Source organism: Micropruina sp., assembly GCF_047606665.1.
GTDB lineage: Bacteria > Actinomycetota > Actinomycetes > Propionibacteriales > Propionibacteriaceae > Micropruina.
Genome location: NZ_JASGEF010000015.1, coordinates 1 through 19,166, shown reverse-complemented (window position 1 = coordinate 19,166; position 19,166 = coordinate 1). Strand labels below are relative to the sequence as shown.

16 protein-coding genes are annotated in these 19,166 nt (G+C 67.9%); 7 read left to right on the top strand and 9 right to left on the bottom strand.

Annotated features, from left to right (window positions below):
* Positions 1-25: 25 nt before the first annotated feature.
* The gene (locus QM619_RS04060) at positions 26-799 is read left to right on the top strand and encodes an IclR family transcriptional regulator (protein ID WP_415104579.1); all 774 of its coding nucleotides are present in this window, start codon (positions 26-28) and stop codon (positions 797-799) included.
* A 51-nt stretch (positions 800-850) separates the two neighbouring features.
* Here the strand turns inward: QM619_RS04060 and hutH are convergent, their stop codons facing one another.
* Positions 851-2,401: a histidine ammonia-lyase gene (gene hutH, locus QM619_RS04055; protein ID WP_415104577.1), complete on the bottom strand. Its 1,551-nt coding sequence runs from the start codon at positions 2,399-2,401 to the stop codon at positions 851-853.
* Between the two features lie 290 nt (positions 2,402-2,691).
* Here hutH and QM619_RS04050 point away from each other — a divergent pair, with 290 nt between their 5' ends.
* Entirely contained in the window at positions 2,692-4,149 is a 1,458-nt protein-coding gene (locus QM619_RS04050; protein WP_415104575.1) for a phosphatase PAP2 family protein, read from the top strand.
* Between the two features lie 185 nt (positions 4,150-4,334).
* On the opposite strand, the gene QM619_RS04045 is transcribed toward QM619_RS04050, so the two are convergent.
* Positions 4,335-7,526 carry an SNF2-related protein gene (locus QM619_RS04045; RefSeq protein ID WP_415104573.1) on the bottom strand — a complete coding sequence of 1,064 codons (3,192 nt, stop codon included), beginning with the start codon at positions 7,524-7,526 and terminating at the stop codon, positions 4,335-4,337.
* Positions 7,527-8,430: 904 nt separating this feature from the next.
* Between QM619_RS04045 and QM619_RS04040 the strand changes: the two genes are divergently transcribed.
* Positions 8,431-8,826, top strand: a complete 396-nt coding sequence (locus tag QM619_RS04040) for a hypothetical protein (RefSeq protein ID WP_415104571.1) — start codon at positions 8,431-8,433, stop codon at positions 8,824-8,826.
* Position 8,827: 1 nt separating this feature from the next.
* On the opposite strand, the gene QM619_RS04035 is transcribed toward QM619_RS04040, so the two are convergent.
* Together QM619_RS04035 and QM619_RS04030 are read right to left on the bottom strand one after the other, a co-directional pair.
* The gene (locus QM619_RS04035) at positions 8,828-9,160 is read right to left on the bottom strand and encodes an Hpt domain-containing protein (RefSeq protein WP_415104569.1); all 333 of its coding nucleotides are present in this window, start codon (positions 9,158-9,160) and stop codon (positions 8,828-8,830) included.
* The gene (locus QM619_RS04030) at positions 9,157-9,543 is read right to left on the bottom strand and encodes a response regulator (protein WP_415104566.1); all 387 of its coding nucleotides are present in this window, start codon (positions 9,541-9,543) and stop codon (positions 9,157-9,159) included. The genes QM619_RS04035 and QM619_RS04030 overlap by 4 nt, the downstream gene beginning before the upstream one ends.
* 269 nt (positions 9,544-9,812) lie before the next feature.
* On the opposite strand from QM619_RS04030, the gene QM619_RS04025 reads away from it, so the two are divergent.
* The 4 genes from QM619_RS04025 (at position 9,813) to QM619_RS04010 (ending at position 13,800) form a co-directional block, all read left to right on the top strand.
* Entirely contained in the window at positions 9,813-11,843 is a 2,031-nt protein-coding gene (locus QM619_RS04025) for a sensor histidine kinase (protein ID WP_415104565.1), read from the top strand.
* Between the two features lie 69 nt (positions 11,844-11,912).
* Complete coding sequence (locus tag QM619_RS04020; protein WP_415104563.1) at positions 11,913-12,437, top strand: pyruvoyl-dependent arginine decarboxylase; 525 nt, start codon at positions 11,913-11,915, stop codon at positions 12,435-12,437.
* The gene (locus QM619_RS04015; RefSeq protein ID WP_415104561.1) at positions 12,434-13,042 is read left to right on the top strand and encodes a hypothetical protein; all 609 of its coding nucleotides are present in this window, start codon (positions 12,434-12,436) and stop codon (positions 13,040-13,042) included. Before QM619_RS04020 ends, QM619_RS04015 begins: the two co-directional genes overlap by 4 nt.
* Positions 13,039-13,800, top strand: coding sequence for a response regulator transcription factor (locus tag QM619_RS04010; RefSeq protein WP_415104559.1), 762 nt, complete (start codon positions 13,039-13,041; stop codon positions 13,798-13,800). Before QM619_RS04015 ends, QM619_RS04010 begins: the two co-directional genes overlap by 4 nt.
* 11 nt (positions 13,801-13,811) lie before the next feature.
* Here the strand turns inward: QM619_RS04010 and QM619_RS04005 are convergent, their stop codons facing one another.
* The 5 genes from QM619_RS04005 to QM619_RS03985 form a co-directional block, all read right to left on the bottom strand.
* Complete coding sequence (locus QM619_RS04005; RefSeq protein ID WP_415104557.1) at positions 13,812-15,221, bottom strand: ATP-binding protein; 1,410 nt, start codon at positions 15,219-15,221, stop codon at positions 13,812-13,814.
* 59 nt (positions 15,222-15,280) lie between these two features.
* Positions 15,281-16,696: a tetratricopeptide repeat protein gene (locus tag QM619_RS04000; protein WP_415104555.1), complete on the bottom strand. Its 1,416-nt coding sequence runs from the start codon at positions 16,694-16,696 to the stop codon at positions 15,281-15,283.
* 26 nt (positions 16,697-16,722) lie between these two features.
* Positions 16,723-17,241 carry a TspO/MBR family protein gene (locus tag QM619_RS03995; protein WP_415104553.1) on the bottom strand — a complete coding sequence of 173 codons (519 nt, stop codon included), beginning with the start codon at positions 17,239-17,241 and terminating at the stop codon, positions 16,723-16,725.
* A 257-nt stretch (positions 17,242-17,498) separates the two neighbouring features.
* Positions 17,499-18,317: a hypothetical protein gene (locus QM619_RS03990; RefSeq protein ID WP_415104551.1), complete on the bottom strand. Its 819-nt coding sequence runs from the start codon at positions 18,315-18,317 to the stop codon at positions 17,499-17,501.
* Positions 18,310-19,026 (bottom strand): DUF6361 family protein, encoded by a 717-nt coding sequence (locus QM619_RS03985; RefSeq protein WP_415104549.1) that lies wholly within the window; start codon positions 19,024-19,026, stop codon positions 18,310-18,312. Before QM619_RS03985 ends, QM619_RS03990 begins: the two co-directional genes overlap by 8 nt.
* Positions 19,027-19,166: the final 140 nt, after the last annotated feature.

The following is a 19,166-nucleotide window of genomic DNA, read 5'->3' as shown; positions in this document are numbered from 1 at the left end:
GTCGCCGATCCGGCAGGATGGGTGCATGGCCACCGAATCGAGCACGTCCCCGGCGGTGGGCCGGGCGCTCGACATCCTCAGCTATCTCGCCGAGCGCACCGGGACGGTCGCGGCGTCCACCATCGCCCGCGACCTCGGCCTGCCCCGGTCGTCGATGTACCACATCCTCACCGTGCTGACCGAGCGCGGGTTCACGGTCTATGTGCCCGAGGCGCGCGGCTATGCGTTGGGGCCTGCGGCGTACCGGCTGACTTCGGCGTTCACCCTGCACGACCAGTTGGAGCGGATGTCCCGTCCGGTGTTGCGGACGGTGGCCGCCGCGGCCGGCATCACGGTTCATCTCGGCATCTTGCGCGGCGCCAGCACGCTGTACCTGTTGAAGGAGCATCCGCCGCGGCAGAGCGAACTGGAACCGCCGCTGGTGACCGCGGTCGGCGTCCTGCTGCCGGCGCATCTGACCGCGAACGGACGCGCGATCCTGGCTCATTTGCCGTCGGCGCAGTTGCGCGCGCTCTATTCGAGGCCCGGCGACTTCGTCTCACGTACCGGACGTGGCCCGCGCTCGGTCGAGGATCTGCAAACCGCGCTGGCGTTGGAGAAAGCCCAGGGCTGGTCGGAGGAGATCGAGCTCATCGCGGCCGGCCTGCGTTCCGCCGGCGCACCGATCTTCGACCTGCACGACCAGCCTGTGGCGGCGTTGAGTTGCACCTGGCGTTCCCGGATGGCACTGCGCGACCCGTCCGAACTGATCGGCCACCTGGTCGCCGGCGCCCGAGAGATCACCCGCCGCCTGCGATGAAAACGCCAGGTCCCGTCATCCCGGCGCACGCCGGGATCTCCTCGGGACGTCTCAGGCCAGGTGGCCGGTGACGGACTCGGCGGCTTCGATCAGGGCGCCCGAGCGGACGAGTTCGACGACGGCCTCGATCTCGGGGGCGAGGAAGCGGTCCGGGCCCGGCCCCTCCACGACGTCACGGACGCGGTCGCGGACGGCGGCGGTCGCCGGGGCAGGCAGCGGCTCGCGCAGATCGAGGGCCCGCGCGGCGCTGACCACCTCGCTGGCCAGCACGCGGGTCAGTCCGTCCAGGGCACGGCGTAGTTTGCGGGCGCCGGCCCAGCCCATCGAGACGTGGTCCTCTTGCATCGCCGAGCTCGGGATGGAGTCGACGGACGCCGGGACAGCAAGGCGTTTCAGTTCCGAGACGATGCCGGCCTGGCTGTACTGCAAGATCATGTGGCCGGAGTCGACGCCGGCGTCCCCGGCCAGGAACGGCGGCAACCCGTGGCTGCGCTTCACGTCCAGCAGCCGGTCGGTGCGCCGTTCGCTCATGGACGCGACATCGGCCACCGGAATGGCCAGGAAGTCGAGCGCGTAGGCGACCGGGGCGCCGTGGAAGTTGCCGTTGGACTCGACCCGTCCGTCGACGGTGACGACGGGGTTGTCGATCGCCGAGGCGAGTTCGTTGTCGGCCACCCAGCAGCAGTGCGCCAGCGTGTCACGGGCGGCACCGCTCACCTGAGGCGCACAGCGCAGCGAGTAGGCGTCCTGCACGATCGGGTACTCGTGGTCGGCATCATCGGCATGACTAGCGGCGATGCCCGAGCCGTCGAGCATCGCGCTGATCACCCGGGCACCGACCGCCTGACCGGGCTGGGGGCGCAGCGCCTGCAGATCGGCGGCGAACACCCGCGGCGTACCGAGCAGCGCCTCGACGCTCATCGCGGCCGCGATGTCGGCGGTGAGCAGCAGCCGAGCCAGGTCGTGCGCGGCCAGGATCAGCTGGCCGAGCATGCCGTCGGTGCCGTTGATCAGCGCCAAACCTTCCTTCTCGGCGAAGGTGACCGGCTCGATGCCCGCGTCAGCCATCGCCTCGGCCGACGGACGCCGTTCGCCGGCGGCGTCCCGGACGAAGCCCTCCCCCATCACCGCCAGCGCGCAATGCGCCAGCGGCGCCAGGTCACCCGAGCAGCCCAGCGAGCCGTACTCGTGGACGACGGGGGTGATGCCGGCGTTGAGCAGTGCGGCGTAGGTTTCGGCGACGATCGGACGGACGCCGGTGCGGCCGGTGGCCAGCGTGGAGAGCCGCAGCAGCATCATCGCCCGGACGACCTCGCGCTCGACCTCGGGCCCAGAGCCGGCAGCATGCGAGCGGATCAGGCTGCGCTGCAGGTCGGCCCGGCGCTCGACCGGAATATGTCGGGTGGCAAGCGCACCGAACCCGGTGGACACCCCGTAGACCGGCTGGTCGGACGCCGCCAGCGCCTCGATCCGGGCCCGCGTCGCGGTCAGCGCGGCGAGCGCGTCCGCCGCCAACCGGACCGGGACGTCATGGCGGGCCACCGCCACCACATCCTCCCGACTGACCGGTCCCATCCCGACCTCGATAGTCCGCTGGCTCACCCTCACACCTCTCTACACGTCCATGAACTCACCACCGGCATTCCGAACTGCCGGCACTCCGACCCTCGCGGAGACTCCGGCATCAGTGGGCGCACCCCGATCCAGCATCGCGCTGGGTCCGGCATTCTCCGCCCACCATGGCCCCGGCGATCCCATCGATCCACACACCGCCGGCTATAGTCTCGGATCCGAGCGCATACGGCAGGGCGTTCGTGGCTCCGCTCCCCAGAAGGTCGTCGCTGAGTCGTCCGCGCAGGCGGGTTACCCTGACGGAGCACCAGGAGGTACCAATGACCACATCCCGTAGATCCGGACGCCGCACCTGGCATCCGGCGGCACTCGCGACCGTGACCGCGCTGGCGCTGGTGGCGCCACCCGCTCCCGCCCAGGCCGCCAGCTATGCCAGCGACCAGGACAAGCCGGACCTGACCACGCTGCTGGTCGGATACGGCGAATTGTGGCGCTCGACGTCGGCGAAGAAGCTGAAGGGAAAGGTGCGCGACGCCAGCCAGTTGGCCTGGAACGACCGGATGGCCAGTTGGATCAATCAGCACGCCACCCCCGCTCAGCAGTTCCGGGCATTGCAGGACGCCGAGTATTTGAATGCGGACCGCTCCGGCTATGACCAGTCGCTCACCATTTCCGACAGTCTCGGCAAGCGGCTCGGAAAGCTCTATGTGCAAGGTCGCATCAACGGCAAGCTGCCACTCACCTCGAAGCTGCTCAACACCGCCGACGGGTTGGTGGGCGACTATCTGACCACCGGCTCGGCGAAGACGAAATTCAGCTATCCGCGTCCCTTCCTTCCCACCAAGTCTTCGACCAAGCCGGTCAGCGGCGATTCGTCGTCCTGCGCGCCCAGCGCGATCAACGCCACATCGCTGGCCAAGGTCCGCAAGGGCAAGTCATGGACGGACTCCAAAGGCAACCTGGAGATCACCCGTGTTCCGGCTGCGGTTGACACGACGAAGGCCTTCGCCACCACCAATGTGCGCCTGGACGCCGGCTACGGCGGCAGCCTGTGCACCAGCGGATCGTTCCCGAGCGGTCACACCCGTGCCGCGTACGCGGTCGGCCTCACCCTGGCAACGCTCCTGCCGGAACTCGCGCCGTCCATTCTGGCCCGTGCCTCCGAGGCGGCCAACAACCGGATCGTGCTGGGCGTCCACTATCCGCTGGACGTGATCGGCGGACGGATCGCGGGCCAGGCAGCTGTCGCGGCCCGCTGGTCGGATAAGTCGTTCCGCGACAAGGTGCTCACCCCGACCCGGAAAGAGCTGGTCAACTACCTCGAATCGGCCTGCGGCGCGACGCTGGCGAAATGCATGGCGAACGACGACGCTTACCGCAACAATCCCTACAACGGCGCCGAACCGCCGCGCGGCAGCAGTCAGGTCGTCGCCGGGCGGGCGACCGCGCTCGCCGTCTACACCGAACGGCTCGGCTACGGATTCACCGCGACTCAGAAGCGGGGCCGTGCCGCCTCGGTGCCGTCCGGTGCCGAGAATCTGTTGCGGACGGCGTTCCCGACGCTGACTTCGGCACAACGCACGCAGGTGCTGGCCCAGACCGAGATCGATTCGGGGCACGCTTTGGACACCACCGAACTGCATCGCAAGAAGAAGGGACCCGGCTCGTGGCAGCGGCTCAACCTGGCGGCCGCGATGTCGGCCAGCGTGAAGGTGAGCACGAAGGGCAAGGTCACCGTGATCAGTGTCGGCGGCGCCCCGACCGTGGTGAAGGGCTGACCCGCCCGCATAGAGATCGCGGGGCAAGCCCGCGATGACGAACGCGCGTGCCGGCCATTTGGCGCACCGTCATCCCGGCGAACGCCGGGATCTCACCCAACCCGACACAGAGATCCCGTGGCAAGCACGGGATGACGAACGCCCGCGATGACGAGCCCCAAGCACGACGTGACGAATTCGGACTGCTATAACTCCAGCAGCCCGCGGATGTCGTCGGCGGTCAATGGGGCGGCCAGGTCGCCGGCCTCGCCGACCACCTTGGCGAACAGGTCGCGTTTCCGTTCCTGCAATGCCACCACCTTCTCTTCGATGGTGTCGGCGCTGACCATCCGGTACACCATCACCGGCTTGTCCTGCCCGATCCGGTGGGTCCGGTCAATCGCCTGCAGCTCGGCCGCCGGATTCCACCAGGGGTCGAGAATGAACACGTAATCCGCCTCGGTCAAGGTCAATCCGAAACCGCCCGCCTTCAGGCTGATCAGGAACACCGGATCGTCACCGGACCGGAATTGCGCGATTCGGGCGGCCCGATCGCGGGTGCGTCCGTCCAGATACGAATATCCGATGCCTTCCTCGTCCAGGCGATTCCGGACCAGCCCCAGATAGCCGGTGAACTGGCTGAACACCAGCGCCCGGTGCCCCTCGGCGGCCAACTCGCCGACCAGGTCGAGCAGCACGTCGATCTTGGCCGACACCGCCGCTTGTCCGGGCAGCACCAGCGCCGGCGACAGCGCCAGCTGCCGCAGTGTGGTCAGCGCGGCGAGGATGGTGATCCGATTGCGCGTCAGATCGTCGACCAGGCCGAGCACCTTCTTGCGTTCGGCGGCCAACTGCCGGTCGTACAGCCGCCGGTGCGCCGGTGACAGCTCGATGGAGAGCACCTGCTCCTGCTTCTCGGGCAACTCGGCCGCCACCGTCTCTTTGGTGCGCCGCAGCATCAGCGGCCGGACTCGACGGTGCAGCCGGGCCAGGGCGTCCGGATCGGAGCCGGATTCGATCGGCTTGCGATACCGGTCGCCGAATTTGACCGGATCGGCGAACAGTCCGGGCGCCACGATCGACAGCAGCGACCACAGGTCCATCAGGTTGTTCTCCAGCGGGGTGCCGGTGATGGCGAATTTGGTGCGCGCCGACAGTTTGCGCACCGACTGATGGCCTCGGGAATGCCGGTTCTTCACGAATTGGGCCTCGTCGAGCAGCACCGCCGTCCAGCGTTGCGCGGTGTATTCGTCCTCGTCGAGGCGCAGCAGGGTGTACGAGGTGACCACCAGGTCGGCCCCGTCGACGGCGTCCCGCAGCGACTCGGCCCGCTTCTTGGCGGTCTGGCCGATCACCCGGACGTCGAGGCTGGGCGCGAACCGGGCCGCCTCGGCCGCCCAGGTGCCCAGCACAGACGTCGGCGCCACCACCAGCAGCGGCTGATCCAGCTCACCCGACTCTTTCAGGGCGCAGGTGAGCGCCAGCGCCTGCATGGTCTTGCCCAGACCCATGTCGTCGGCCAGGATGCCGCCGAGCCGGGCAGTGTGCAGGAAGTGCAGCCAGCGGAAGCCGTGCTCCTGGTAGGGACGCAGCATCGCCTGCAACCCGGACGGGACGGGCACCTCGGGCAGTTCCTGCACGTTCAGCAGCGCCGAGACCGACCGCTGCCATTCGGCGGACTGCTGCGCCACCACGCCGAGGCTGACCAGTTCGTCCCAGAGCCCGGCGTGCTCGGTGCGCAGCCGGAGCTGCGGGTCGCCGTCCGGCACGAGTTCCTGCGCCTCGGCAATCAATGCCCGCAGCTGTTCCAGTTCGGGCCGCTCCAAGCTGAACCAGGTGCCGGACGGCAGAATCAGGTGGGTCTGTCCGGTCGCCAATGCGGTGAACAGTTCGCGGTATTCGACCGGTTCGCCCTCGATGCTGACCCTGACGTCGAGGTTGAACCAGTCGGCACCGTCGGCCGGGTCGCTCACCGCGAGCCGCACCTCAGGCGCCTCGGCGGCGAAGCGATACTCGGCGGGCGTCCCGGCGATCTCGACGATCACGCCGGCCTCGCGCAACGCCGGAATCGCGTGTTCGGCCAGCTGGGCGGTGCGGGCCCCGGTCAGCGTGGCCCGATCGACCGGACGCCGGACCTCGCCGGTCGCCGCCGTCGGCCACGGCCCGTCGGGCAGGGCGTCCAGCAGTCGCTGTTCGGCCTCGTGGTCGCGCGGCACCACCTGCCGGCCGATGTCGTCCAGGTCGACGGTGAAGTCGGCGCCGCCGACCCGGTAGCGGAACGACCAGGCCAGCGTCGCGAGATGGTCGGGCCGGAAGCTCACGGCCAGCACCAGCCGGGGGGGCAGGGCCTGCGGCAACTCGACGTCGTCGGCGATCTCGAGCCGCACCAGGCGTCCCAGCGCCGGCCGGAACTGGGCGGCGAACGCCGGCACGTCGGCCTCCGGAATCTGCAGCCGGGCATGCTGCAACAGCAATGCCTGCTGGCCCTTGCCGAGCGGCTCGTCGAACGGCACCAGCAGCAGTTCGTGGTCGTGGTCGATGGCGAAGCCGTGCGGCGGGTCGCCGAGCAGATTGGCGTAGGGCACGGCACGTTCTAGCTCGCCGCTGACCGCGACGGTCTGCAATTGGAGCCCCGCGTCGATCCGGGTCAGCCGGCTGACCAGGTGCGCCGGCTCCCCCAACCGGACCGGGGGCGTATCCCGTCCGGCAACCAGTTCGACCCCGGCGGCCACCGCCTGCCGCAGCCAATACCAGGCTGGGGCGCCCAGTTCGCCCAGCTCGAGCTCGTCCGAGCGACGCGCATAGTAGTAGCCGGAACTGGTCCGCTGATCGCGGCTGCGGGCCAGCCCGGCCATTGCCTCCCTGTGCGGCTCCAGATAGCTGCCCGACCAGGGGTATTGCAGGTTGTCCCAGCTGACACCGGTCTTCACCCACCGTCCGGATTTGCCCCATTGCAATGGCCTCAGCTGAATGTCGCCGGCAGTCCGGGTCACCTGGATGGCCAGCGGCTCGCCGCGGCCGTGCGCCTCGGTGCCGGCGGTCACCTCGGTCAGCGCCCGCTGCCAGGCCGGGGTGAGGACGCGCTGGTTGACCACCCGCATATGCCAGATCAGCGCGGCGGAATGCTTGCAACGCAGCCGCACCGGGCAGGAGCAGTTCGTGGCGATCTCGCCGGTCGCGGCGTCGTGCCTAACCACGGTCTGGTAGGAGCGATACGACGAGCCGCGCACTCGGGCCTGCACGACGCTGCCGGTGTCGCCCGACCCGATGCCGATATTGCCCACCCGGCCCTGCTCCGCGTACGCCTTGCCGCGGCTCATGGTGGTGGCGCCGAACATGCCGGTCAGGTCGCGTTCGCTCAGCTGGTGCACCCAGGACGGGTATTTGAGCGTGGTCATCCGGCGTCCGTTCCGAACCCCGGCACGCCCGGATGGTGCGGTCGATATCGGGTGAGGCTGTGCTGCACGGTGTCCCTTCAGGTTGGTCTGCTCTGGGGCGGAGCCCAGTCAACCAGTCTGCACCGACACATTCCGTAGCCCGAATCCGCGGTCAGTCCTGGTGGCCGAATCCCGCTTCGCGGGCGGCGACGATCACCGCCGTGCACCGTCCGGATCGCCTGGACGACCTCGCCCGGCGTCCCCACCGACCGAGACCAGCATTTATCCAGCAGTTCTCGACCTGATCTTGAGGTGCTCTCGACGCTGCCCTGAGGGTCGTCGGGCAAGGTACTTCTCATGCACCGGGCTGCCGAGCAACCGGGGGACTCGAAGCCACGTAGGTAGGCACCTGGCGTTCGGACACCGAAAGGTGACCAGCGCGCCCCACTGTTGGCCTTGAGGTCCAGCGTGGGAATGGGTCCGCCCTGCAACGGCAGATTCGGTGCGGCTGGACGCGCTGGCCCACGGGGGTGGGGCCCGGCCGTCCGGCCCGGAGGCGGTCGATCGACGTGGGGGCGTTGATCGACCGCCGTCCGTCATACCCGGACTTCTGTCCGCCGGACCAGCAATCCCGTACACCGCGCGCCCGCACTCCGGTCCGTCCTGTCCGGACTCCTTCCCGGCACCTTTCAGCGAACTCGAGGAACTGCTGAGCGATCTTGAGCCGATCTTGAGGTTGCCTCCAGACCGTCTGCAAAGAGGTCCAGCAGGATTGGCCACACACCCTGGGACTCAGGTGACCGGGGCTTTGATGCGAGGGTTGTGAAGGAGGGACTGGCATGGGGGTGGCAGTCGTATCCTTCGGCGCTCGGGGGGCCGTTTGGGAGCCCCGTCGCATCGCCCTGTCACGCTGCGGGGGTGCTTCATGAGTTGCTTGCCGGCGTCACAGAGCGCCGGCAAGCAACCAGACTCCACCAGGCAGACGCCATGCGACCGGGCGACCAATCCCGCACTGGACGATCTTCGCGATCAGTTGGGCGACGACGCCGCGGTGGCGCGGTTCCTGGAGAGCTTTCTCTCCCTCCTCGATCTCCGCATCCAGGAGATCGGGCAGTCGGTCCAGCACGGCCGATCGGACGAGTGCATCACCCGGTTGCTCACGCTCGAGACGTCCAGTCACATGGTCGGGGCGGACGAGTTGAGCCTGCGGGCGGCAGCGCTACGAATGGCGCTCGGACGCCGTCAGCCCGATGCCGGCCTGCTCTACGCCGACCTCGTGCGTGCGGCGACGGTGACCCGCGACCAGCTCGCCGAGCACTGACTCAGATCTCCAGGCGCGGGGGTTCGGCGAGCGCCTGTTCGATCTGCTCGACCAAGCCGGCGACGACGTTCAGGGATGGCCGGTCCTCGGCGTGCAGCAGACTCTGCAACTGATCGGCGGCGTCAGCGGCACGCTGGTGCCCGAAGGTTCCGGCGGAACCGCGGACGCTGTGCCCCAGCCACCGCGCCCGTTCCCTGCGCTCTTCGGTCAGGACGCCGGTGGCACGCCAGTCCGCCACCAGCGTGGACAACTCGGCGGCACGTTCGCGGTTGCTGTCCCAGGCACGCTGAGCGAGCGCCTCGTAGGCGGTCGCCATCGGGTCGGGAGCGGTCACGACGCCCAACCCATCAGCCGGCGAATCTGCCCGCCGAGGGACATCGGGTCGAACGGCTTGGCGATCACCCCGGCGATGCCGTCGTCGGGTTCGTCGCCGTCCAGGCGCGCGGTGAGCAGGATCACCGGGATCTCGGCGGTCACCGGGTCGGCCCGGAGCCGCTCGACGGTCTGCAACCCGTCCATGCCGGGCATCATCACATCGAGCACGATCCCGTCGGGGTGGTGCTCCTGCGCCTGCCGGACCGCTTGAAGTCCGCCGGTGGCGGTGACGATGCGAAAGCCGTCGACCAGCTCCAAGGCTGTCGCCGCTACTTCGCGAATATCGTCGTCGTCGTCAACGAGTAACAAGAGTGGGGAATCTGAGTCGGCCGGGGTGGGCATAGCAACTCCTCCTGGGGGTGGTGGGGTCATCGTAATGCCCCCACATAGGGATAACAGCGCTAAGTTCGGCGCCATTTTCTCGCCGCCGCGCCCGGCAGTTGGCCATTGTGGCGACCGCTGCGACGCAGGCCTATACTCGCTGGCACCCCCCAGTTAGTGAGCGTCACCCCCGTGTTGCGAGCCACCCCATGCTGAGAGTCCTGCCCTCACGTCCCTTCGCCCTCGTGTGCGTTGCGGGACCGCTGCTGGCCAGCTTTTTCCTGGTACTCGTGGGCATCACCCCTGACCCGGTTGCGCGCGGCCTGATCACCACGTATTTCCTGCTCGGGTTCGGCGCAATCGCCGCGACCGCGGCCGTGCGCAGGGTCGGGATGAGCCACGGACGCCGGCGCCGCGCCTGGGCGAGTCTGGCGGTGGGGCTGTGTCTCGGTGTCCTGGCCAACGCGCTCAGCCTGCTGATCGGAACGGACACCGGTCCGATCGACCTGCCGGGCCTGGTGAACCTGCTGCTGCTGGTCGCGCTGCTGTCCTGTCTGCTCGGGCTCATTCTGTTCCCCACCAACCGGCGTCGCGGCACCGATCTGACCCGACTGATCCTGGACGGGCTGGTGGTCGGCGGATCGGCGCTGTTCCTGGCCAACTCGCTGATCTTCCCCGCCTTGCTGGCCGGGCACGACACCTCGCTCCTCGGTCAGATGCAGATCTTGGTACTGCCGGTCGTCGACCTGGTCATCGCCACCCTGGCCACGCTGCTGCTCGCCCGCAGCGGTACCGAGAGCCGAATGCCGCTGGTCCTGCTCGGGGTGGCGTTCCTGCTCTACTCAGTCTCCGACATGGCGTACGCGGTCAACGTATCGGTCGCGGCGTCCGGCCTGGGCAGCCCATGGGATCTCGGCTGGATGGGCGGCTACATCTTCTTCACGCTCACCGCGCTGCACCCGGACGCCGGAAAGCAGCCCTCCGAGCTGAACGTGCCCGAGACGTCCTCGGTGCGCAGCACGATCGTCTTCTTCGCGATCTTCCTGGCCGCCGCCGCAGCCTCGACGATCAACGCGATTCGGGGCACGCTCGACATCCAGAGCCGGACGGTGTGGGCGCTGCTGATCGTCACCGTGGTGGTGCGCCAGATCGTCCTGGTGATGGACAACGAGCAGCTGCGGCGTTCGCTGGAGATTCGCGTGGAGGATCGCACCAAGGAACTTCGCGACGCAACGAACCAGCTCGAGCTGCTGCTCAGTTCCGTGGCCGACGGTATCTACGGCGTCGACCGTGCGGGCCGGATCACGCTGGTGAACGACGCCACCACCAAGATGCTGGCGCGTTCCGAGGCCGATCTGATCGGCGCGAACGCCCACGATCTGTTCCATGCTCCCCAGCCCGATGGCGCGCCCTACCCGTACGAGGGCTGCTATATCGCGGAGGCAACCATATCGGGGCTGACGGCGTCCGGCGAGGACGACGTCTATCTGCGCGGCGACGGGAAGACCATCGTGGTCGAGGCCACCGCCAGCCCGCTGCGGGACAACAAGGGCGTGATCAGCGGCGCCGTCGTGGTGTTCCGCGACGTCAGCCAGCGCCGCGAGATGGACCGGATGAAGCAGGAGTTCATCTCGTTCGTCAGCCATGAGCTGCGGACGCCGCTGACCTCGATCCGGGGGGCGCTCGGGCTGATCTCGGGCGGCACGTTCGGCGAGCTGCCGCCGAAAGCCGCGAAGATGATCGACATCGCCACCTCCGGCAGCGTCCGGCTGGGACGGCTGGTCAACGACATCCTCGAGATCGAACGGCTCGACACCGGCATGCTGCCTTTGACCATCCGCGTCCACGATGTGGCGGCGGTATGCCAGGAGGCGATCCTGGCCACGTCCGGCATGGCACAGGCCACCGGAATCACTCTCACCCTCGGGCCCGTCGGGGGCCGGGTCCGGGCCGACCGCGATCGACTGGTCCAGGTGCTGATCAACCTGATCGGCAACGCCCTGCGGTTCAGCGATCCCGGCGACACGGTGGTGCTGGAGGCGACACCGTTGGCAAACCGGGTCGAGTTCACCGTCCGCGACACCGGCCGAGGCATCCCCGAGGACAAGTTGGAATCGATCTTCGGCCGGTTCAGCCAGGTGGATGCCAGCGACACGCGTGAGAAGGGCGGCACCGGTCTGGGGCTGGCGATCTGCCGGGGGTTGATCGAACGCATGAACGGGCGGATCTGGGTCGAGAGCGTGCTGGGCGAAGGTTCGACATTCCGCTTCGAACTGCCGCCGGAGGACGAGCACCGCACGCCGAAAGCGCTGTCTGCCTGACCACAGGAGATGGCCGGAGTTGATGCGGATCCACCAGAGTCCGCATACATACAGGGAGGCGAGACCGAAGTGACCAAGCAGGGCCTCGGCATGAACATCGCAGAGGACGCACTCGTCATCCGGGTGACCGCGGGAAGCGGAACAGGTCGGACGACGATGGCGGCGTTCGATGCCGCGCTGCGCTCGGCAGGAGTGGCCGACCACAACCTGATCCGACTGAGTTCGATCATTCCCGGGCGCGCCGAGGTGCAGATCTGCTCCGCCGAGGAGCAGTTGCACGGCGAGTTCGGTGACGCGCTGTACTGCGTCTATGCCGTGGCGTTCGCGACCGAGCGCGGCGACGCCGCCTGGTCGGGTGTGGGTTGGTCTCGGGCGGCCGACGGCAGCGGACGCGGACTGTTCGTAGAGCATGCCGGGCATGCCGAGGAGCAGGTCCGCACCATGATCACCTCCAGCCTCACCGACATGAGCAATGGTCGCGACAACGCCTTCGTCTTCGAGAACATGGTGTTGAGTTCGGCGCTCTGCTCGGTGCGGCCGGCCTGTTCGGTCGTCGTCGCGACCTACCGGACGGCCGGGTGGGGCCACGCGTGAGCACCCCGGACTGGAATCTGGACGGGCCTTGGGACCACGGCGACTTCACCATCAGCTGCACCCGTGAGGTGCGCCCCGACCTGTTCGCGAGCTTCTGGCCGGTCTACGAGGAGTCGTTCGGTCCGCTCCGGGTGCTCGCCGCGGCTCGCCAGGTGCTCACCAAGGAGGAATTCGCCGGCGAGTTGGAGGATCCGCGGATCTGGAAGTACATCGCCGTGGACGCCGACGGCGAGCCGGCCGGGCTGACCACCCTCACCGACGACGTCTCGACAATGCCGTGGATCAGCCCCGAGTACTTCCAACACCATTACCCGCAGGAATGGCAGCGGGGGGTGGTGTTCTACGGTGGCATCTCGCTGGTGCGGCCGGACATGCGTCGCTATCCCGTTTTCGCGCGGATGATGACATGCTTGGGGCAACGGGTGGCGGCGGCGCAAGGAGTCTTCGCCTTCGACATCTGTGGATACAACGATCAGGACCGCGCACTGAGCCGAGTGACCGGACGGATCCTGAACAGGGTTGCCGATTTCGATGTGCAGCCTATTGATGTGCAGACCTATTACGTGGCCCGTGCGACGGGGAACGGATGCAAGGAGGATATGTGACCGAGACGACGCCGGGCGAACGCAGTGCGGTGATCATCGAGGACGATCCCGAGATCGCCGATCTGATCGCGGTCGTCCTTACCCAGGCAGGCTTCCGCACGCATATCGCGGCCGACGGGGTGCGCGGGCTGGAGCTGATCCAGGAGTGGGAGCCGATGCTCACCACGCTCGACGTGAATCTACCGGGCATCGATGGATTCGAGGTGGTGCGCAGAATCCGTAGCTTCTCGGCCACCTACGTGATCATGCTGTCGGCCCGCCGCGACGAGATCGACACCCTGATGGGTCTCAACTCGGGGGCGGACGACTACCTGGCCAAGCCCTTCCGACCCCGCGAGCTGCGGGCGCGGGTCGAGGCGATGATCCGCCGCCGCGAACTCGAACAGCTCAATGCCGCCGGTCACCCGGCTGACTCGGCCGAAGAGTCGGACGGCAACGACTGGCTGCATCACAACGGCCTTCGGCTGCACCCCGAAATGCGGCTGGTCGAACTCGACGGCGAACCTGTGGAACTCACCCGGACCGAATTCGACCTGCTCTCGGCGGTGATGCAACGCAGCCGCCGGGTGATCACCAAGGACGAACTCGCCGCGTTCGCTCGCAACGACATGCACAGCTACGTGGTCGAAGCCGACCGCCGCTCGATCGAGAGCCACATCGCGAACCTGCGCCGCAAGCTTTCCGATTCGGTGACCAAACCGCGGTTCATCGAGACCGTCCGAGGCGTCGGCTACCGGTTGGCGAAAGCCCAGAACTGAGCAGTTCTCGATCAGCCTGCGTCGATCAACTCGTCCGGGCCGAGCCGTAGCACGCCATCGACGGTCCACCCCGACCGAGACACGGCGATCAGCGGCGTATCGGCGGCGGCACCGGGAAGCCGAAACCGGTGCGCCTGCAACCGGCCCAGGTCATGGCCGTCGAACGGAGAGTTCTCCAACCATTTGATCGACCCGGCGGCGAGGATTCTCTTGGCCACCGGCGCCCGATCGGCAACGACGATGTCGATCTCGGGATTGTTCGTGCGGGTCCAGTACCCTCCCACCACACCGGGCACATCGTCACCCATCCGAATCATGGGCGGCGCAAGCCGCTCGATGGCCTCGCGCACGACCGGTTCGATAGTGCGACCGCGCCACGACGTCCACGACGTGCGGATTCGCGCCAACACTCGGTCCCCGCGCCCTCGCTCGATCTCGTCCATATGCGGTCCGAGGAACGCCAGCCAGAACCTCATATAGGGATCGGCAATTCGATAGCGCTTGTCGTTCGCGGACTTGGTCGATATCGGCTCATCGACGGCAACGATGCGCTTGGCCGTCAGTAGTGACAGCGACCGGTTGAGCGATGCCGCGGGAATACCGACCGCCCGTCCGATGGCAGTGAAAGTCCGCTCGCCGCTGCCAATCGCACTGAGGACGGTTCGCGCCTGCGTATCGGAGGGAAACTCGGCGGCCAACGAGCGCTCCGCGGACACCAGCAACGCCGATGTCGGGCTTTCGACCGCGCCGGCCAGATACTCCGACAACGAGGCCCCGTTCGGCCATTCAGCGCAGATGAGCGGCAATCCGCCGGTGACGAGGTATGCATCGAACGACTCTGCCGGCGACAATCCGAGCATCGACCCGACCTCCGCCGGCCGCAACGGAGGAACGACCATCTCGCTGGCTCTCTGGTGGAACGGCCTACCGTAACCGTTCAGCGATTCCATCATCGACAGATCCGACCCGATGCCGATCAGGAGCACCCGCCGCTTCGACAACTCCCGATCGAAGGCATGCTGCAACGTCGCTTCGAAGTGCGCGTCGGCGGCGATGAGATAGGGCACCTCGTCGAGCACCACGATGCTGCCGCTGTCGGGAAGGGCACGGCCCAGCAGCCGCAACGCCGCATCCCACGACTGCAACTCCACGCCCGCGAACAGGTCGGCACCTGGAAGATCGGACGCAGCTACCTCGTCGGCGAACAGCCTCAATTCGTCACGGAGCGGCCGGCCGGAAGCAGCGAAGAACAGGTGGGGAACGCGGGCGCGGTCGATGAACTCTTCGACGAGTCGCGACTTGCCCACGCGTCGGCGTCCCCGCACCAGCAGCGCCATCCCAGGCTTGGCGTCGTGCCGGGTCTGGACGCGCCGAAGCAACGAGTCCAGCTGCCCCAGCTGGTCGCGACGTCCGATGAACATGGCGCACCTCTTACTATCATCGATGATAGTAACATCAATGTTAGTATCATCAATGATAGTCACTTGGGCAGGCGAGCCCGATCCAGCGCGGCCATCAACGACGAGCGGCGCCGGTAGGCGGCACGCAGCCCGCGAATCTCGGCGTCGATCTCGGTTCCCAGCCCGGCCCCGGAGTAGAGCCGGTGCATCGTCGCCAGCATCTCGGCGATGCCCCAGTACCGTCTGGTGTCGGCGACGCGCAGCGCATCGATGAGCGCGGGCCGGTACAGATCGGCGCTGCGCACCGGAAACTCGTCCTCGGACGCCTGCGCGAGTTCGCGCCAGGCACTTCCGGGTCCGAAAGTGTCGGCAGCCTCCCAGGCGGCAGTCAGGTCGTCGTCGGCCAACAGCAGCCGCACCAGCTGCCCGGTCGACTGCGCAACAGGGCTCGCCCACGCCAGTTCGCGGGCCGTCGTCCGGACGGCGTCTTCGCGTCCGAGGCCGGCCGCGGTATCGATCAGCAACCGGTAGCTCGCCGTGTCGAACGAGCGCCGGAACACCGTTGTCAGCGCGTCGATGGCGGCGTCCGGACGCCCGGCAGACAGATACATCTCGGCGGCCAGGGAGGCGGCCACGTTGGCGTCCGAGCCGTAGGTGCCGGCCACGACGCGGTCCTCCTCGACCGCGCGGTCCAGCCAGACCAGCGCCTCGTCGTCGCGGCCAGCCTGCCGCAGGCGTCCGATGATCGACGGGAACGGGACGGCGGCATGACGCTGCAGAATCTCGATCGCGCGGTCGACATCGCCGTCACGGTCGGCGAGCTCGAGGAGCATTCTGCTGATCTCATCGAAGCCGGACTCCGGCGCCCGTTCGGCGTCCAGTGCCTCGACGGCAGCGCGGTAGGCGTCCCAGGCTTCGTCGTCGAATGCCGGTGCGAACTGATCGAGCCGCAGATCGAACCAACCGGGCTGGTCGGCGCGGAACGCGACCAGCCAGCGGGCCAGCGCCGCCGGGTCCGGATGCCCAGCACAGCAGGCCTGCGCGTACAGCGCCGCCACCCGTTCAGCGGTGCCTTCGACGAACCCCTCGGGTTGTTCGGCGTCCTCGATCACCTGGAGAAGCCCGGTGAATGCCCGCAACATGACCGGAAGCATCTGCTCGGCGTGTCCAGCGTCAAGGTGCCGCTCGATCTCGTCGAGGACGCCGTGCAACTCACTGAACCGCCCGCCGTCGTCGACCTCGGAGTAATAGTCGTATTTGTCGTAGTAGTCGAGATCGACATCCGACAGCGCTCGGTCGACGCGACGGATGAGGTTTCGCTGGACGGCTGAGCCCGCGGGATTTGCCCGCAACTGAAGCGCACGCTGCGCTTCGGCACTGGTCGCCGCCAATTCGAGCACCAGGGATCGCAACGCGGCGCGTCCGAGCCCGTTCAGGTAATCCTCGACAGCGGCGTCCGGCGGCAGTTGCTCATCGTCGATGAGAGTGACCTTCATCCGACGAGTATGAGCCCTCCCACGACTCACTCGTCGGGATTGAGCGCCGCCAACTTCGCCGACAGTACGGTCGCGAAGGCGCACCAGACGGTGTAGGCGCCCAGCCCCAGCGCCGCTCCGGAACTGACCGAGGACGCCCGGCGGGCCAGTTTGGCCGACGACGCCGCGAGCGCCACCGCGCCCGCGGTCGCGACCGACAGGTTGTGGGCCCGGAAGAACAACCCGGACCAGCCCGCGTTGAGCACCAGGTTCGCGGCCAGCGCACGCCGGAAACTGGACGCCTCAGCGTCCCGGCCCTGCGCCTCCAGCCGGGTGACGGCCGTCGCCGCGGAGACCGCGACGATCGCGTACAACGACGTCCAGACGATCGGGAAGGCGGCGGACGGCGGCTGCCACGACGGCTTCTTCAACCGCTCATACCAGGAGCTGCTGGCGTCGGTCAGCAGCGAGCCGACCGTCGCGCACGCGGCGACGCCGGCGCCCATCACGGCGAGGTTTCGTCGGCCACGGGAACGGTGAGCGGCGGTCGATTGATGGTGAGGCATGCGTCCTCCTCCGGCACAGGATTGGGGGTGGTTGTCACCTCGACGCTACCCCTCGCCGACCGATCCCGTGAGTCCCCCGTACGGGTGCCTTCCACGGGAATCTGTCCGTCCGCACCGGCGCCACTGGCTCGGTAGAACCGCCGGACGCAGGTGTCCGCTCTGATCGATCAGGCACAGGCGTTCGCGGCCGCACAGGTGAACGCGACCTTGACGCCGCGGAACTGGTACATCGGACGCTTGATCGACGTGACCGTGCTTCACGAAGACCGTGCGGGACACGACCAGGAACTTGTCGCCTCACTGGGGCGACAAGTTAGCTGGACCCACTTCAAGACACTGTTGCCAGTGGTGAGTTGCGCGATTCCGTCGGCGTTGCAGAACGGCGAGACGATCATATGTCGGTAGCCGGAGAAATCGGGCGCCGTCGGCGTCACGCCCGGCACGCCCCACAGGTGAAAGGCGAGGGACGTCACATGCTCGGGCCGCTCCCAGTCCACTCGGCGTGCGGCGTCCGCAAGCTCGGTGAGCCTGGCAGTTCGGCCGGGTGCCAGTGGAGCCACCGCGAGTCGGGGGAGAGCCTCGATGAGCGTCGCCAGCGGCTCGTTGGACGGATCAGCGTGAGGTCCCGCGGCACCGTCGAGGCTGACGACGGCGTCCCACGCCTGGGAGTCGGTGAGGTTGCGGGTCGAGCACAGCAAGCGGAAACGTTCCGGCAGATCGTCCGCCCGGTAGCGCAGGAACCAGACCTTGGGGTGGAACAGGGAGCCCGGACGTGGCCGGCGCACCGGGTGCACCATCGGTTCCAGATAGGCCATCAGATCGGAGTGCCGACGCGGAACGGTGAGTTGGCCGGCCTGGCAGAAGATGTCGACCCGGTCGGTGCAGGAACGGATCGCCTCGAGTGCCGCGACGGGGTCGGGCGTGTCCCGCATCTCGAAGGACGCGAACGCCAGCGGCGGCACAACAGCTGTCGTGAGATCGAGGGTGAAGGTGGTCGCGACGGCGGCCTGCAACCGGTAGCCGGGTGGTGGGCGCAGCTGGTCGAGCAGGACGACCCTGCTGTCGGGCTCAAGCACGGCTCAGGCCTTCGTGGATGTCGGTGACGATGCGGCGCACTTGGAGCCAGCGGAAGGTCAGTGGCCGGGTGCCGGACGCCCCACCCCAGGACGCCAGGAGCCTGGCGTTGGTCAGACGCGACTGTCCACGCTTGATGGACTGCTCCCGGTTGGCGATCAGAATCCGGAGGCTGTGGGTGGGATCGGTGAGGGCATCGGCCGCTGCGCCCTCGCGGACGGCGCACGTCCAGGCGTTGACGAACAGCCGCGTCCTGAAGGTCACCCGGCTACCGGAGTCGTCCACGAGTGCCCACAGCGCATCCAGATCCCAGTCGCGAAGCAGCTGCTGGTCACGCTCCACCGTGTCGAGCCACTTCTCGTAGGCGTCGGCACGGTCCTGGGTGGGAGCCGTGATGCGGGTGAGCTCCGCCTTTTCGTAGCGTTCGGCGACCAGCACGTTGTACAGCAGGGCCGCCCCGTTCATGATCAGCGAGAAGCCGTGGGCGAGGCGGAGCTGTTGCACCGATCGCTCGGGTGCCGCGAGACAAGCGGGGTCTTCCCACGGGGTGCCGGCGCTGTGGCTCGGGGGACGATCGGCAGCGACCAGGTGCGCCAGCAAGCTTCCCGTACATGCGTCGACGATGCGGTCCCTGAGCCATTCGGCTTCGGGTTGAGCGAGGTGGAGACCACCTTCCAGGGCATTCGGGAACCCGTCCGGCCAGTGCGGCACCCGAGTTGGGCCAATTTAGAGCCTGTCAGCTATTTAGTTGGCGTGTTGTGGGTGTCGAGTTCGGTTCTGCCCTGGTTGACGGTGTTGTGGTCGACTCCGGCGGCACGGGCGATGATGTCGATGCCGTCGGGGAATCCGTG

Excerpts from the sequence above, each read along its gene's own strand:
- QM619_RS04060 (WP_415104579.1), top strand. The coding sequence starts at position 26 with ATGGCCACCGAATCGAGCACGTCCCCGGCGGTGGGCCGGGCGCTCGAC.
- QM619_RS04050 (WP_415104575.1), top strand. The coding sequence starts at position 2,692 with ATGACCACATCCCGTAGATCCGGACGCCGCACCTGGCATCCGGCGGCA.
- QM619_RS04045 (WP_415104573.1), bottom strand. The coding sequence starts at position 7,526 with ATGACCACGCTCAAATACCCGTCCTGGGTGCACCAGCTGAGCGAACGC.
- QM619_RS04040 (WP_415104571.1), top strand. The coding sequence starts at position 8,431 with ATGAGTTGCTTGCCGGCGTCACAGAGCGCCGGCAAGCAACCAGACTCC.
- QM619_RS04030 (WP_415104566.1), bottom strand. The coding sequence starts at position 9,543 with ATGCCCACCCCGGCCGACTCAGATTCCCCACTCTTGTTACTCGTTGAC.
- QM619_RS04005 (WP_415104557.1), bottom strand. The coding sequence starts at position 15,221 with ATGTTCATCGGACGTCGCGACCAGCTGGGGCAGCTGGACTCGTTGCTT.
- QM619_RS04000 (WP_415104555.1), bottom strand. The coding sequence starts at position 16,696 with ATGAAGGTCACTCTCATCGACGATGAGCAACTGCCGCCGGACGCCGCT.
- QM619_RS03995 (WP_415104553.1), bottom strand. The coding sequence starts at position 17,241 with ATGCCTCACCATCAATCGACCGCCGCTCACCGTTCCCGTGGCCGACGA.